This is a genomic window from Bradyrhizobium monzae (genome assembly GCF_021458635.1).
Taxonomy (GTDB): domain Bacteria; phylum Pseudomonadota; class Alphaproteobacteria; order Rhizobiales; family Xanthobacteraceae; genus Bradyrhizobium.
On record NZ_JAIRDQ010000008.1, the window covers coordinates 211003 to 224915 of the forward strand.

General features: G+C 59.6%; 17 protein-coding genes and 1 pseudogene. 11 read left to right on the top strand and 7 right to left on the bottom strand.

Annotated elements, in window-relative coordinates; genetic code table 11:
* Positions 1-16: 16 nt before the first annotated feature.
* The 10 genes and pseudogenes from K3F49_RS27130 to K3F49_RS27180 all read left to right on the top strand — a co-directional run.
* Positions 17-1261 (top strand): annotated as a pseudogene (locus K3F49_RS27130) (ComEC/Rec2 family competence protein); the annotation flags it as partial.
* Positions 1262-2308: 1047 nt separating this feature from the next.
* Positions 2309-2494: a hypothetical protein gene (locus tag K3F49_RS27140; protein WP_234683971.1), complete on the top strand. Its 186-nt coding sequence runs from the start codon at positions 2309-2311 to the stop codon at positions 2492-2494.
* Between the two features lie 190 nt (positions 2495-2684).
* Positions 2685-3659, top strand: a complete 975-nt coding sequence (locus K3F49_RS27145) for a hypothetical protein (protein WP_234683972.1) — start codon at positions 2685-2687, stop codon at positions 3657-3659.
* Positions 3660-3767: 108 nt separating this feature from the next.
* Complete coding sequence (locus K3F49_RS27150) at positions 3768-4121, top strand: P27 family phage terminase small subunit (RefSeq protein WP_234683973.1); 354 nt, start codon at positions 3768-3770, stop codon at positions 4119-4121.
* Positions 4111-4434, top strand: coding sequence for a hypothetical protein (locus K3F49_RS27155; RefSeq protein ID WP_234683974.1), 324 nt, complete (start codon positions 4111-4113; stop codon positions 4432-4434). Before K3F49_RS27150 ends, K3F49_RS27155 begins: the two co-directional genes overlap by 11 nt.
* Before the next feature lie 9 nt (positions 4435-4443).
* Positions 4444-5250 carry a hypothetical protein gene (locus tag K3F49_RS27160; RefSeq protein ID WP_234683975.1) on the top strand — a complete coding sequence of 269 codons (807 nt, stop codon included), beginning with the start codon at positions 4444-4446 and terminating at the stop codon, positions 5248-5250.
* Positions 5251-5537: 287 nt separating this feature from the next.
* Positions 5538-6071, top strand: a complete 534-nt coding sequence (locus tag K3F49_RS27165) for a hypothetical protein (protein ID WP_234683976.1) — start codon at positions 5538-5540, stop codon at positions 6069-6071.
* Position 6072: 1 nt separating this feature from the next.
* Positions 6073-6642, top strand: coding sequence for a hypothetical protein (locus K3F49_RS27170; protein ID WP_234683977.1), 570 nt, complete (start codon positions 6073-6075; stop codon positions 6640-6642).
* Positions 6643-6803: 161 nt separating this feature from the next.
* A complete protein-coding gene (locus K3F49_RS27175; RefSeq protein WP_234683978.1) occupies positions 6804-7313 on the top strand; it encodes an HK97 family phage prohead protease in 510 nt (169 codons plus the stop codon).
* Complete coding sequence (locus K3F49_RS27180; RefSeq protein ID WP_234683979.1) at positions 7310-7519, top strand: hypothetical protein; 210 nt, start codon at positions 7310-7312, stop codon at positions 7517-7519. The genes K3F49_RS27175 and K3F49_RS27180 overlap by 4 nt, the downstream gene beginning before the upstream one ends.
* A 444-nt stretch (positions 7520-7963) precedes the next feature.
* Here K3F49_RS27180 and K3F49_RS27185 read toward each other — a convergent pair whose 3' ends face one another.
* The 3 genes from K3F49_RS27185 to K3F49_RS27195 form a co-directional block, all read right to left on the bottom strand.
* Positions 7964-8308, bottom strand: a complete 345-nt coding sequence (locus K3F49_RS27185; RefSeq protein ID WP_234683980.1) for a VanZ family protein — start codon at positions 8306-8308, stop codon at positions 7964-7966.
* 112 nt (positions 8309-8420) lie between these two features.
* Positions 8421-8600, bottom strand: a complete 180-nt coding sequence (locus K3F49_RS27190; RefSeq protein WP_234683981.1) for a hypothetical protein — start codon at positions 8598-8600, stop codon at positions 8421-8423.
* Between the two features lie 435 nt (positions 8601-9035).
* A complete protein-coding gene (locus K3F49_RS27195) occupies positions 9036-9227 on the bottom strand; it encodes a CsbD family protein (RefSeq protein ID WP_234683982.1) in 192 nt (63 codons plus the stop codon).
* Positions 9228-10158: 931 nt separating this feature from the next.
* Between K3F49_RS27195 and K3F49_RS39700 the strand changes: the two genes are divergently transcribed.
* The gene (locus K3F49_RS39700) at positions 10159-11049 is read left to right on the top strand and encodes an SGNH/GDSL hydrolase family protein (protein ID WP_452101125.1); all 891 of its coding nucleotides are present in this window, start codon (positions 10159-10161) and stop codon (positions 11047-11049) included.
* A 53-nt stretch (positions 11050-11102) separates the two neighbouring features.
* On the opposite strand, the gene K3F49_RS27200 is transcribed toward K3F49_RS39700, so the two are convergent.
* From K3F49_RS27200 to K3F49_RS27215, 4 genes are all read right to left on the bottom strand, one after another.
* Complete coding sequence (locus K3F49_RS27200; RefSeq protein WP_234683983.1) at positions 11103-11306, bottom strand: hypothetical protein; 204 nt, start codon at positions 11304-11306, stop codon at positions 11103-11105.
* Between the two features lie 385 nt (positions 11307-11691).
* Positions 11692-11994 carry a hypothetical protein gene (locus tag K3F49_RS27205; RefSeq protein WP_234683984.1) on the bottom strand — a complete coding sequence of 101 codons (303 nt, stop codon included), beginning with the start codon at positions 11992-11994 and terminating at the stop codon, positions 11692-11694.
* 923 nt (positions 11995-12917) lie between these two features.
* Positions 12918-13283, bottom strand: coding sequence for a hypothetical protein (locus K3F49_RS27210; RefSeq protein ID WP_234683985.1), 366 nt, complete (start codon positions 13281-13283; stop codon positions 12918-12920).
* Positions 13284-13445: 162 nt separating this feature from the next.
* Positions 13446-13799 carry a hypothetical protein gene (locus K3F49_RS27215; protein ID WP_234683986.1) on the bottom strand — a complete coding sequence of 118 codons (354 nt, stop codon included), beginning with the start codon at positions 13797-13799 and terminating at the stop codon, positions 13446-13448.
* Positions 13800-13913: the final 114 nt, after the last annotated feature.

Here is a 13913-nt window from a genome sequence, read left to right on the forward strand (position 1 = left end):
GCAGGGTTGCTAAGGAATGGCGGAGCCGGGCCGGCCACAACGCGCCTCGCAGGGCATCGCCGGGACTTGGCCGACAGGCCGGACCGCGTCTGCCGGCGGCTTTGTGCCGGCGGGCCTTGGCGCGGGCCTTGGCGTTTGGCCCGCGGTCGGCGGTACGCTGCGCGAATGGGCCAAGGCCGAAGCGGGCCCCGGGCGACTGTTTCCCTGGGCGCCCATCGCTTTCGGCTGCGGCATCGCTCTGTATTTCGCCGCCGATCATGAGCCGGTGCTGTGGGTCGCTGCCGCGACGGCGGTGGCGCTGGCGCTCGGGGCCGTGTTGTTGCGGCGGAGCCGGTGGTTTGCGCCGGCGATCATGATCGCGGCGGTCGCGGCCGGCTTTGCCACGGCGACCTGGAAGACAGCACGCGTCGCGCACACGGTGCTCGCAAAGCCGCTTTATTCGGTGTCGCTGTCGGGCTTCGTCGAGACCCGCGACATCCGCGAACGCACCGACCGCTTCGTGCTGCGCGTCACTGCGATGGAGGCGCAGCGCAGCGATGTGAAGCTGGAGCGCGTCCGCCTCTCCGTGCGCAAGGGGACGGCCCCCGACGTCGGCAGCTTCGTGCAGCTGAAGGCGCGGCTGATGCCGCCGCTCGCGCCATTGCGGCCGGGCAGCTACGATTTCTCGCGCGACATGTTCTTCCAGGGCATCGGTGCCTCCGGTTTTGCGATGGGGGCGATCACGGTGGCCGCGCCGCCCGAGACTGGCGGCATCAGGCTGCGCTACGCGGCGGTCATGCAGGGTCTGCGCGATGCGATCGATGCGCGCATCCGCGCTACGCTCGACGGCGACAACCGCGCGATCGCGACCGCGCTCTTGACCGGCCGGCGCGACGCGATCACCACGCCCGTCAACGACGCGATGTTCATCTCCGGTCTCGGCCACGTTCTGTCGATCTCCGGCTATCACATGGCCGTCGTCGCTGGCGTCGTCTTCTTCGCGGTCCGCGCGCTGCTGGCGCTGGTCCCCGGGCTGGCGGTCGGCTTCGCAATCAAGAAATGGTCGGCCGCCGCGGCGCTGGTCGCGTCCGCATTCTATCTGCTGCTCTCGGGCGCGGAGGTTGCGACCCAAAGGTCGTTCTTCATGACCGCCGTGGTGCTGATCGCTGTCATGGTCGATCGCAGGGCGATCACGTTCCGAACGCTGGCGGTGGCAGCGCTCATCGTGCTTGCGGTTGCGCCGGAGGCGCTGGTGCATCCGAGCTTCCAGAGCTTCTATGCGATTTGGGCAGACGCGACTCTCGCGGCGTAAATAGCTTGTGATTTCAACGCCCTGCCGGCTGGGCGCTGATGATCCATCCAGAACGAAGACCGCTCAAAACTGGGCAGAAATCCCGGATTGGCGGCGTAAAGTCCCGGAAAAAGTCCCGGACTGGTTCGGGGTGTTCGCGTGATGTTCGGGCTCCGAAGGCGGGTGACGAAGGTACGAGCCTCTCGCGTTATTTCATCGGGGCGAGAGAAAGGGCGCGGATTAGACCGCGCCCAAGGTCTGACCTTACGGGCAGCGGTCCCAGAAACCCTGCCGTTGGGTCCAGTCGGTATAATACCAGCACAGCCCCGGTGCCGGAGGCGCTCCGGCCCAAGCTGCGGCGCCTGCCGCGAGGAAGCCGAGCGCGGCGCCCGCAGCGATCGCGCCACCTGGACGCCAAGTATAGCGGGACGGACGAACCCACGGACGGCCCCTATGGACGGGCGGGCGAGGACGGTGGGCGCCTGGTGGACGAGGGCGGTGCGCGGGTGGGCGTGCGGCGGGTGGGCGCGGGCGACTGCTCGGTGGTCGGGCACCCGGTCCAGGTCGCCCGCGTCGCTGCTGAGCGCTGAAGTCGGTCGCGTGCACCCCATCTGCCGCATATGCCGCCGATGAAAGCGTTACGGTATCCACGGGCCACGCCAGTGCAATAGCGGTCAATATGATAGCACCTACAGGTCTAGGCATCTTGCCTCCCATTTGGGTTGTTGTTGGGAAAACCTCTCCTAATTCCAGTGGCGGGTCCTGAGTTCCGTACGCTCGCTTCCTTTTCCTCGTTTTGAGGGGGCGCAATGCCAGACCAGCTTGGCGTCGGCCGTATTTTTCAGCGGCACCCCGTTTATCGGTGCCGCTGGACCATAGTTAGTTCTGTCATTGGCTGTGGGTGCTGCGTTGGCGTCCACCGGGCAACCTCAAAATTTTTCCCACAGCCTTGCCGGGCCGACCACCAAATGTGTGGAGGGCGGCTTTTAGTGATCCGCTCAAAAACTCGCACTAGTTCTTATAATCTTGGAGGTGAGCATGGTTTTTCGCGACGGCAGCTACATCGACGACGTGTACTACACCGGTGGCCGCGATATCACCATTAAGACCTACCACGACCGTGACGATGAGCCGGATTGGCGCAGGGTCGCCGTTGCCGAAATGCCGAAGGAGTGGCTGCTGGAGGTGAAGGCTGCAGTGGATGGAGCGCTGAGCGTTGGCTGACGGAAGTGAGCCAGATCGGAAGGCTGATCCGGCTAGCCTCTTATCCCAGTGGTGGACAGTGCTGCGTGTTCTCTATGACGCGCGAACGAAGCCGCGGCACGTAAGCGTCATGATGACTATCGTTCAGGCATTCAGGCGCGACCACGGGAATGGCCGTGCCAGCATCAGCTACATTAAGCGAGCAACCCGCTTGGACGACAGGACCGTCGTCAAGACCTGCCGGGAGTTGGGTGATTGGGATTTTGTAGAGAGGCACGTCGCCAATGGTCGGACGACCGAATACGTGCCTTCGTGGTCGACAACAAAGCCGTACCCATCCTCTGTCGCTTTTGTGGGAGGTGAAAACACCTCTGGTGATTTTGCTACTGGCGAAAATGTAGGAGGTACCTCTGTCATTTTAGCAGGAGGTTTGCGCCCAACCTCATGCATTTTTGACAGTGAATCCTACTTACTGTCACCGGCTTACAAGCCGGCTGACAGTAAGAGTACTAACGAAGTATCCGCCAGCGGGCCGGACGCTGAGGCGCCGGCCGTGGCGGGAGAGTTTGATCGCATATGGCGCGCGTACGGCCGCTACGGCAATAAGCAGGCTAGCAGGCAGGCATTCGAAGCCATCTTCGCCCCCGACGTCGACCACATCGCAGGCCGCGCCGCTGCATGGGCTGCAAGTGCGAAGGCAGGCCAGCGGAGAATGCCGCTTGAGAAGTGGTTGTCTGCCGAGAAGTACGACGAAGCAGACCGCAGCGTAAAGGCGAAGACGCCAACGACCAATACCGCCGACCGATCAGAGGACGACGAGGAACATCCCGACATGCGCAAAAAGCACGTCCCGGACCACACCGCTATCGCTGAAGCCGAACGACGTCTCCAGCGATCTGCGATTCAGTACGACGTTCCGCGCGGCGTGGCGCTAACGGTCTTGTCGACCGCCGAAGAAAGGCGAGGTGACAATACTTGGCTTGAGATTCAGACCGACCGAGGCCGCGTGGCCGTCTTGGTTGAGGGCCGTTCTGCGGCTATGCAGGAGGCGGGGCAGGCGCATCTCAACCAGCTCACCGACGCGTGCAGGCTTGGCACCATCAATGACTCGGTCGAGTTGCACGCTAAATCCTTCATGGTGGTGGGCGATACGTTTGCGGCCTTACCTGAGGCGGACGCAGCCTGACCGGGCGGGGGCCATCTCGATCCCTCCCGCCTTCGCCCGCAAATGCCGGCCCCACAATCCAGCAATAACGCATGCCGCCCCCGTTCAATTCAATTTTTTGGAGACCAAATGACTAAACCAAATCCACCTGCGCCAGCGCACCTCAAGGCCGGCACGAAAGCCTGGTGGCGCGCCGTGGTCGAGGAATACGACTTAGAGCCGCACCACTTGCGATTGCTCCAGCTTGCCGCGGAGGCGTGGGACAGCGCCCAGGCCGCACGCGCTGTGATTCAAAGCGACGGCATGACCTTCGTTGACCGTTTCGGCTCGCCGCGTGCCAGGCCAGAGGTGGCGATCGAGCGCGATAGCCGGACTGCGTTCGCTCGGCTAGTACGCGAACTGGATCTCGACTGCGCTCCACCGACCAGCACGCCACGGCCGCCCGCGCTCAATTCGAACATGAGAGCCGCTAATGCCCATTAAGCGTCGGAAGGATAAGCAACGCAAATTTCAGATCAGCGATGAGGCTGTTGAACTTTTCTCCCACGCCAGCGCCCTGCAGCTGAGTCCTGGTTATGACGTGTGGGAGGACGCTGGCGGTTGTCGCCGCGAATATCTGGACACATGGAAGGCGCTCCACAAGGCGCTGCACCTTGCGCTTTGCGAGGCGTCGCCGCTCGACGTCAGAGAGGACGATACTCGTAGGGTCGGCGGCCAATGCTGGCTGGAGTCCGTGCCAAAGGTTTTAGCAATTCGCGCTGAGCTTATTGCCGCGACCGACAACACGTCACGATAGAGGACGCCAATGCCCGCACAACACCACGACTACCGTGAATCCTTGGCCGCTTGGCAGCCCACGCCCGCCAATGACAACGGCCTGACCACCGCTGCATCCTTCGCCGATCTAGCGGCCAGGCGCGCCTTCGTACAGCGAGAGCAGCGCAAGCCCGAGCCAGCTCTGGCGCTGCCGCAATTGGAGCGCCTTGGCCGCACGGCGCCCGACGTGGTGCACCTCTGGAAGTTCTGGAGGGATTTGCAGTGTGCGCCGGCTGCGGATGTCTATGCCGAACCGGAAATCATCGTCGACGAGGGTGATGAGCCCGCGAACACCGGGTTCTCCACCACCGAGCTCGACCTTGAGATTCGACCGCGCGTGGAGGATCTGCGGCGCGCATGGGAATCCGCCCCGGCAAGGCGTGTATCGGTTTATTGCGTAGTGCGAGGCGGTCAGCGCTTTGACGTCCAACCGGTGATTGATCCGGTTGTGGTGCGACAGGGCGATACCGCCCGCATTGGCCCGCTAGTGTTCCGCCGCGGCCAGCTAGTGCAATGGGGCACTTTCGGAGGCGGCAAGCCACTGAAGCCGATCGAGCGCCTCGGGGAGCCAAAGGGCAGCCGGCAGAAGCCGCCGGCCAGGGATATGCGCTTCTTGGTGTGGACCGACGCGCCATTCGCTCGCGGCGTTGATTTCCACGCTGGCACTACTCATTCGACGGGCCGTAGCGGCGCACCGTTGGAGTGTTTCGCCGAAGCGTGCAGGCGCGGGAAGCAGATGAAGCAATCTTGCGAGCCGCTTTGGGTGCGCATGCCGACATCCTTGATCTGGCAATAGGCGATGCCACGGCGCGCGAGATTGGCGAAAGCCGCGGATATCACGGCAAACATGCCGAGCGTCGCGGTATTTTCCTGATTAGTGAGGCGTTCGCAGCGCTCCGCGCGCTTGTCAGTGAAAATGTTTTGCCGATGGCTGCTTAAGGTCGGTCCCTAAACCCGGTCGCCAATCGGTATTTCTTCAGAGGCCACAGAGAGGCCTCCGGCATTTTTGCAGTGGTCCGCCGCTGGGGCTTATTTTTTCCCCCAGCAATCGCAACACTTAATTCTGAAAGGAGAGCGGCCACCATGGCCACGCTCACTCGCGTGCTAGACGCAATCGAGACACATATCGGTTTCCCACGAAGCCGCACTAACGGCATCAGCCGGAGACTGCAAGAGGCTGGAATTCTGCCAGTCGGCGCCCCTGGCATCGCGCCTGAATTGGACCAGCGAGACGTATGCCTTTTGCTGGCAACGCTAATGTCAGCACCGAAACTGCATAAGGCTGTGGACCACGCACGCGCCTACTCCGGTATGAGTCCGGGCGGCGCCGTGCTGTCGACCGACGCACCCGACAGCATTCCGCGCTCGGCGCTCGAATATCTGGAAGTGAAGTCGGAGGTAGCTGTCGGTGGCTCTGCCGATGCCGTCGACGACGTTCGCGGCTATCGCTTCGAATTCGTCCATGGTTGGCGCGAGCTCTCAGCGCACACTCCGGAAGGTACGGTAACTCGGTTCGTTTTGCCGGGCGCGCTCGCAACGCATCAGCAGGCGCCGCACCGCGTTGCGGGTGTTGTGAAGGGCGAGGCTTTTGTAAATTTGATTAAGGATCTTTTCTAAAATGGCAAGTTTGAAGAAGAAAGACGTCGAGGAATTTCGCGTCCCGACCCTCGGGGAATCCGATGCAGCCTATGCTGCGCTGTTGCAACGGCAAAGCGACTTGAGTGCGATGCTGTCCAAGTTGCACAGCGAACGTGGTGAACTTGAAAAGAACATCGCCGAACAGCCGAAGTCGCCGTACTCTGCTGGTGTGTCGCGCCTCCTTGGTGACGATGAGGGGGCCGCGCCACACCTTAGGAAACGACGCGGCGAGGTCCTCGGTGAAATCACCGATGTGGAGACGGCACTGGTTGTGATCCGAAAGCGCCTCGATGAAGCGCGTAACGGCGCGTCCAAGGCCGTTTGTGACGCGGTGCGTCAGGAATATCAGAAGCGCCTCGGTGTAGTGTGTGATGCTGCGCGCGCCTTGGAAGCGGCCCGCCAATCGCACGACGAGTTGATCGCCGCGATCGAGCGCGAAGATGTGAATCTAGCCTATCTGAAGCCAGTCCATCCGTTCTTCATGGGCGATCGGCGCGAGGGCAAGGTTTTCCATTTTCTCAAGGAAGTCGCGGAGGCGCATAATGTCTAAAGGATCAGAACGTACCTCCGACGCCGCGGACAGGAAGCCAGTCCGTCGCAGTGTCAAGTTGCCTGGCGAAAGCCGGCATTCTGAATGCTCGGACTCGCCAGCTGTGATCGCGCGCAAATTGATGCAAGCGAAACGCGAAAAACGATTGCGAGCGGCTCAGCGTGGCTGACACTATCTCAGGTTATGCAATCTCGTGGAACCGGCCCGCGATCATCGCAGGCGCCTGGGAGGAACGCTTCGCCCGCGGCGCCTTCGATTCGCATCTTGCCGAAAATCCCGACGTTGCAGCGTTGTGGGCACACGATCCAAGCAGGCCACTGGCCCGCGTCGGCAACGGCACCTTGAAGCTTCGCTCTGACAACGCGGGTCTCTATTTCGCCATCACACCGAACACTGACTCTCCGCTTGGGCAGGAGGCGATTGCGATGGTCGGAAGCGAAACCGTAAATGAAATGTCGGTTTCGTTTTCTCCCGAGATCGAGGAGTGGGAGGATTCCGGTGGACTGCCTCGGCGGTTGATAACTCGGGCCAGGCTCTACGAGGTCAGCGTCGTTTTGTGGGGCGCCTTCGGCCGGGACACCTCAGCGCGGCTCAGCCGAGCATCTGACAACAACCAAGCTGCAAAGCGCCGTATCGAGATGGCACAGCGCAGGCGGGGAATCATCAAGTGACCATGAAATTTGGAACACTTCAGCGCATCGTCGGCGACACTGGCCTAGGCCGGCTATGGCTGGTTGATGCTCATGGCGTTGCGCACGCGATCACACGCAAGGCACTGCGCGAGGCGGGAGTCGTTCGGCCTTCTGCCGGCGATGGCTTCGAATTCGTCGCGTCAAATGACGGTGAGGCCGTGCAGCTGCGGAAGGTTGCCGCGTGATTTCGATTGACCGCTATGCTGCTGAGTTCGCCGCTAGGGATGGACGAGGCCGCCAGACTTGGAATTCGTGTGATGTGGTCGGCGTTTGCGGCGAACCCGACGACCTGCAGTTCATCATCATTGTACGTGGACCGAGTGAATACGTCGATCGCGTTTCCGAAGTTAGGCGTCGCCTGCCGTCAACTGAGCCATTGGGGTGACCGGGGTAGGGGTGTTCGATGGCTCTAAATCAATCCGCCATCGCGCACCGGATTTGGCCCAAAGTTCGCGCATCCACAATTCAAAATATGGGGTATTAGAGGTTGTGTTTCACAATAATGCAGCCGAGTTGCCCGCTGGATGCCCGCCCGCGAAGTCTGATCGGCTGCGACCGCGAGACGGTGTCGGACGTGCTGGAGTTGAGGGCGCTGCTGCAAAACCACACCGCCCGCACCAGGAGCGTCGTTAGCCTCGGGAGCGGGCGCAAAACGCCTGAGTGAGCCGAATGAGGCTGCAGCCTGCTAATCCGCCGCTGATCTTTTCCAAGGCGTCGGCAAGGTGCCCATGCCGATCGGGGGTTAGGTGCTGTAAAAGCTCAAGTGAAATGGAAACCGCGATTATGAAGAGCATGACCTTGGCGAAATGCTGAGGATAAGCACCCACGAAGAGTGCGCCGAGCAAAGCGTAAGCAGCGAAGCGCTCCAGCCCGACCGATCCTGTTTCAGGACGCAGGCCAATCGGTGAAAGTGTCACAAAGACAATAAGTCCAAGGGCGCACCAAGCCGCCAGAATGATCGATTTGCCTAGCATCGCAGTCTAAATACTGGCTGCGAGGGCTTCGGTCCACTCTCTCAGGCAAAGTGGACGCCAAACAAAAAGACCGCCAGAAGGCGGTCTCTATTGAAAGGCCTTGGGATACGTACTAGCGCTGATGGCCCAGGCCGATACCCAACACGATGGCCTTCTGACGTAGCGCGCCTTCGGTTCGCTTGGTTATCTTCGAGATCTTCGCAACCGGCGTGCGCGCCTTGGAATGCGTTTTCAATTCCTTGACATCCGCAGAAGTCCACTCGCGACGAGAAGTCGTTTTTTTCTTGGCCAAATCGGCACTCCTTAGTTGTTAGGGGAGGGCCGCAAACCATCCAGCGCGGGTCCAGCCAACTCACTGGCTCGCTCGGTTTGTTCTGGGTCGCCAGACCGATGAGTTTGTGGCGGATATCCGTCGAGCCAATCTTGTTCGGACGCCAAGTCGGACCACGCTCGCGTCATACGCCGGTAACGGATGGCTGCCTGCGCATTGGTCGCCCCTTCGGCGAGTTGCACGCAATTTTCGGCATTCTCTCGAAATTTGTCAGAAGTTTTCACCATTAGAGATAACGGGCGACAGGTTAGATCGTTCCCGACTTATCGATCGATCACCGCATGAGAATCGAAGCGAACAACGTCCCCACCAGAAGTAGCGCAACGCATAGCGCCACTAGCAAGCAGAGCGGCAAAAAAGCCGCCCGAAGGCGGCTAGTTCTTGGTCGTTCCGGTATTACTTCTTTGCGGCATCCGCCGCATCGCGGACTGCATCCTTGACGTCGCCCGCGGCGTTATGCGCGGAGCCTTTGGCCTTATCCATCTTGCCTTCGGCTTCCAGGCTCTTGTCACCAGTGAGTTTACCAGCGCCTTCCTTGATTGCGCCCTTTGCCTTGTCAGCGGCGCCTTTCACGTGCTCTCGATCCATTATCGTTTTCCTTCCTTTTGGAGACTTCACGATAACGGGCTAGCTGTCTCGGCCGTTCCTAATCTAGTACAACATCAACGCTGCTGGAGCAGATATCGGTACGGTACCGCGCATCCAGACTGTGTTGGCTCAGCACGCAAAAGCCATAGGCGCGCAGGGAAGGGCCATGACCAGCGCGCAGCGAATGCAGGCGACGGGGGTGGGTGATGGAGCGCGGTGCGATGCTCCCCAGCGCAAACGGTGCCGATGAGGGATACCGAGGCGAGGCGGATGCTGGCTTGATGCGCGCCAAACGACGAAGGCCGCAGCGGAGGTTCAATCGCTGCGGCCCGCGCATGGTCAAAAGAACCGGGTGAAAAAAACTTAAGGAAATATGCACCAGCCCCGGTAAACCGAAGCTATATCGGGTGCAGCGGTTCCCGCCTAAACATAGATTAATTAACGATTACTATTTCGTTGAGGAAGGCACCGCTGAGAGCTATCGTTTCACGCAGGCCGCCACGTACGGCCGCAGTCCGCCAGCGCTTCCGCTCCTTTGATTATTGAGTCCCATCTTTCGACCCTCATCCTCGCAGCGCTCGCGCTTGGCGGCAAAGGCAGGATTTTTCATGGCACAATCAAGCCGTGCCGGTCCTGCAGGAAGCTGTCCGCAGTTTTGGGCGAAAGCCTGCGATCCGATTGGGCTTAGCAACAGGCCCGCCAATACAATCATGCGAAGCATGGTCGGCTCCCGCGTTGGCATGCACTATAGGGGCCAGGATGGGGCCTTGCCGAGCTGAACAGCTGCACATCAGGACCCCCGGTACTCATAGGTGTGAACAGAACGCGCGAAGGTTCAACGTTTGATTGAGCCCGAAAACAAGGCGCGAACCACCCGCCCGAGTGGCGCAGCCACCGTCAGTGTCGCCAGCCGTCGTCCTTCTCGAATTCGATGCGAAAGAACCGGGGACGGCGCGGTGCCTGGCCGTCAACCGGCACGTTGCAGCGATGGCAGGGTGCACCGGGGCCATCGCAATCGCAGGCGAGAGGTCCATCCCACGGGCGATCGGGGTGGGTTCTGCAGACCCAGCCGCTGTCTCCACACACTTTGCAACTCATCACGCTTCTCTGGCATGCAGAGACCGCCCCGGCGGGGCTGGGAGCCGGAGGTTTGCCGGGGCCGTCTGCCAGCATCCGCGGGGGTGCATGGCAAAATGCTAATGAAGGTATACCGCCTGAGGTTCCAAACTTTTCAGTTACAACCGCAGATTCGTGGCCGCGATCCGACGCCCATGCAGACCATGCTTTACTGAGGTGGGAAGAGCGCGGAGAGCTACCAAGCGCTCCGCGTTTGCTCCGCGGCAGCCTCTTCGTCGGTTGCGCATGGTTTCCGGGTGACCGAAGCGTTGATGGGATCAAGAGATGGGCGGAGGCGCCCCCCGCATCGATCGCCTTCATCATGTACGGGACCAATGATTTCGGAAACTTTGGTCACCGCGCGGAGGGAATTGTCGACCCGCTTTCCTTCGAGGCAAACATGCGTGAACTAGTGCTCCGACGGAAAAGCGCCGGGTCCCAAGTCGTTCTGTTGACGCCGCCGCCTTTGGAGGACCTAGATCTCGACGTAAGGCTGGAAGATTGTCAGCGTATCGTTAGGCAAGTGGCGAAACAAGAGGACACGCGAATTGTTGAGACCGCGGGTCTGCTCAAGGACGTGACGTCCAAGTGGACAGACAGCACGCATCTAAGCGCAGCGGCAAATCGAACTTTGGCCGCGGGGCTGGCTGCGATGATTGAGATCAGCGGTCACGGCGCAAGCAATTCACGTCTGATAAGTCGATAGGTTGCGCAACCAGCCGCCGGCGGTATCGAGCCTCTTGCAGAGCGGCAACGCGCTTAATGAAGGACCTCTGCATCGTGGGTGGCCGCAGCTGCATTCGCGCGGTCTGTCGCTTGGCCCTCGTGTGATCGGAGCATTGCTTTGAATTGCTCCCGAACGCCACCAAGATCATGATTGATTGAGGCATCGCGAACCATGACAAACGCATCGGTGTGAATGAGCAGTGTGACGGCTATGGCTAGCTGAGAAATGATCTTCATGAAGGCCTCCTGTAGAGGAAGCCACTACCTGTCGCACCGAAGTACGTCCAAACCGCGGCGGTTCATTCCTCCAGGGAGTAGCGGTTCACGCTTCAGGGCAACGGCACGCGCTATTGTTTTGGAAGCCCTTCCGATGCGCTCGTGGGCTTGTCCCAAGGCCGCTTCCCTTCGGCGTCGCGATCCCACCATCGTTCTTTCGACCCACGAACATCGTCCGCTTTCTCTTTGGCCCTAGCCGCCTTTACTTGATCGTGCACGGACGATGGCTCCTTCGGAGAATCCGGAGCACCTGTCTCCGCAGACGCCGTGGACCAGCTCGCGACGATGAAAGCCACTAACAAGATTATCTTCATCACCGCTGATAGCACCGTGCGTATGACTAAGTTTAGTTCCCTTCGCAGGGCTGCGTTGGGGACTCGGCTAGGCTTGGCCAATCGATCGGTCTGCAGAAGAGACCTCGGCGATCGATCTCCTGAAGCAGCCGGTCCGCACGCTGCCTTGCTGCAAGACCAACCAGACGGGTGCCCATCGTGGTGTCGGCGTGCACCTCGTGACGGATGAACTCATACATCCGCAAAATGAAGTGATCGGAAAGGCCATCAAATTCTGCCATGGCAGAGAGCACCATCTTCGTCAAAACAACCAGGTTATCAACCGCCAGATGGCCCAGCCAATAGTGGCGATCCATGCAATCATTGCTGCGGCAGCCACGGCCAGGAAGGCGGCCTGGGTAGGTAGTCTCCAATCCGTCGGCTCTCATCAGGCGACGTCGTCGTATAAGTCTTCCGGGTTTCATCGAGCATTTCGATCGGCCTTCGGAGCAGGCATATCGGGAGCGCGACGGATAGACAAACGGTCGATGCAGTTAACCTCACCGGTCAACCTTAAGAGGACCAAGCCGGGGATGGGTTCCTAGGCGAGGTCGAGCGGCGAGCCAGCCGCTGGGGCTTGCGGTCATGGTCCAGTTGATCGCAAGGGGGTCGGTCAATTCAACAGTTGTTTCGGCGAATTAGAATCTTAGCGTTGTGTCAGATGAGACGGCGCTTCTAGGCGCATGCCGTTTCTTTAATTCGACCTGGCGGTGATCAATCTCGACAGTTCAAGGATCGCGTTGGCTCCCCGATGAAATGTGCCGTCGACACAATACATGGTCGTTCCATCTTGCAAGCTCGCTCGCAGAACAGTCTTGTATTCTAACGCCGTCGCCAGATTTACGATTGTCTCCTCAATTTTCTGTCGTGCGGGAAGATCACGGTTTTCCCGTGTCGAATGAATGAAGCCCGAACTTGACGGTCCGGCGTCCACGAGTTTTGCACGTCGCTGATTATTCATGCCCGATCAATGTTCTCCCTTTGGCGCAGCCCCATCACCGCGGGATCTCAGTCAGATTGCGCCAAATAGGGCGGCCTGTCGCCCGAGTGAAGCGCGCAGCAATCTCCTCCAAGTTCTCATCGTTATCAGTCAAGATGAGGACGCCTCAATCCCGTCCTCAATCATGCTGGTCACCGCTGTAGGAGCGTGCCCGAAAGGGCCGATGGTGATCTCGTGGCCTCGTTCCATGAGCGTCGCGGCATACATGCCGGCAACGTCTGCGGGATAAGATGGCGATCTTCATGGATGAGCCACTCCAGGCCTACCGCGTTTGGTCTCCGTTTCGTTTATGGCCCTTATCACCTCGTCACCCTTTTGGGCGATTTCAGCCAGGGTTTCTGGGCCAAATGAGCCGTCCTCAAGTGCTTTGAGGATCAGGTGATTGTTGTAAATGTAGGCCGAGATTGGAAGAATCGCTCCTCCGCCATTCGACTTCGCTAGGTCTAAGTGGTGACCGAATTCCGCGAGCGATAGATCCAATAGCTGTTTGGATCGGTCCCTCCGGTCCTTTAGCTTCGATTGCACGATTATCGTGGCCACCGAGGAAGCGGATCCTATTAGTGCGCCGACTAAACCGAATACGGCCGCTGTCAGACCCGCGTCCATTTTCGTCTCCACTTCCTATCAACCTTCATTGCAGTCGCCGCGACCCCAGACGGATTAGCGTCCGAATATGTTCCGTGCGAGTGGAGACTTGTCCTGCCCCAGCTATCCAGTCGTCAACCGCAGTCAAATCGTCAGGCTGCAGATGCATTACAACAAAATCAGTCACTTCGCTCCTTTGGTGTTTTGACTGAAGGGTCGAAGCGTTTTCCAAAGGTTTAGTACTGCATCCATATAGGTTTTTAGGGGGTTGTCAGCGCAATAAGTCCTAAGCGCTAAGGCTTGGTCATTGGTTTCGGCTCCCAATTCTTTTGCTTCCTGTTTGTTCGCCAGCAGTCCCATATTGAGGCCGGACATGTAGCCCTGAGCCCATGTAAAAAAATAGAGCTCCATGTTCTTTGGATCGCTTTGATACATCTTCGCGAATTCCGCGCAACTGGTGGCGCCCAAACCTTGAACTGGATACGCAACGGCTATTTTAGGACCGAGCAGAATTGCGATGCAGGACGCCAGGATCATTGTGTAATTCATAGGCTGCTTGCCCCCGTGTCTGTTCGCCCTAGCTCAGCTTAATCGCCGAACTCCTTAAATTCGATCTTGGCGGTGATTTCGTTCATTGCATAATGGACGAAT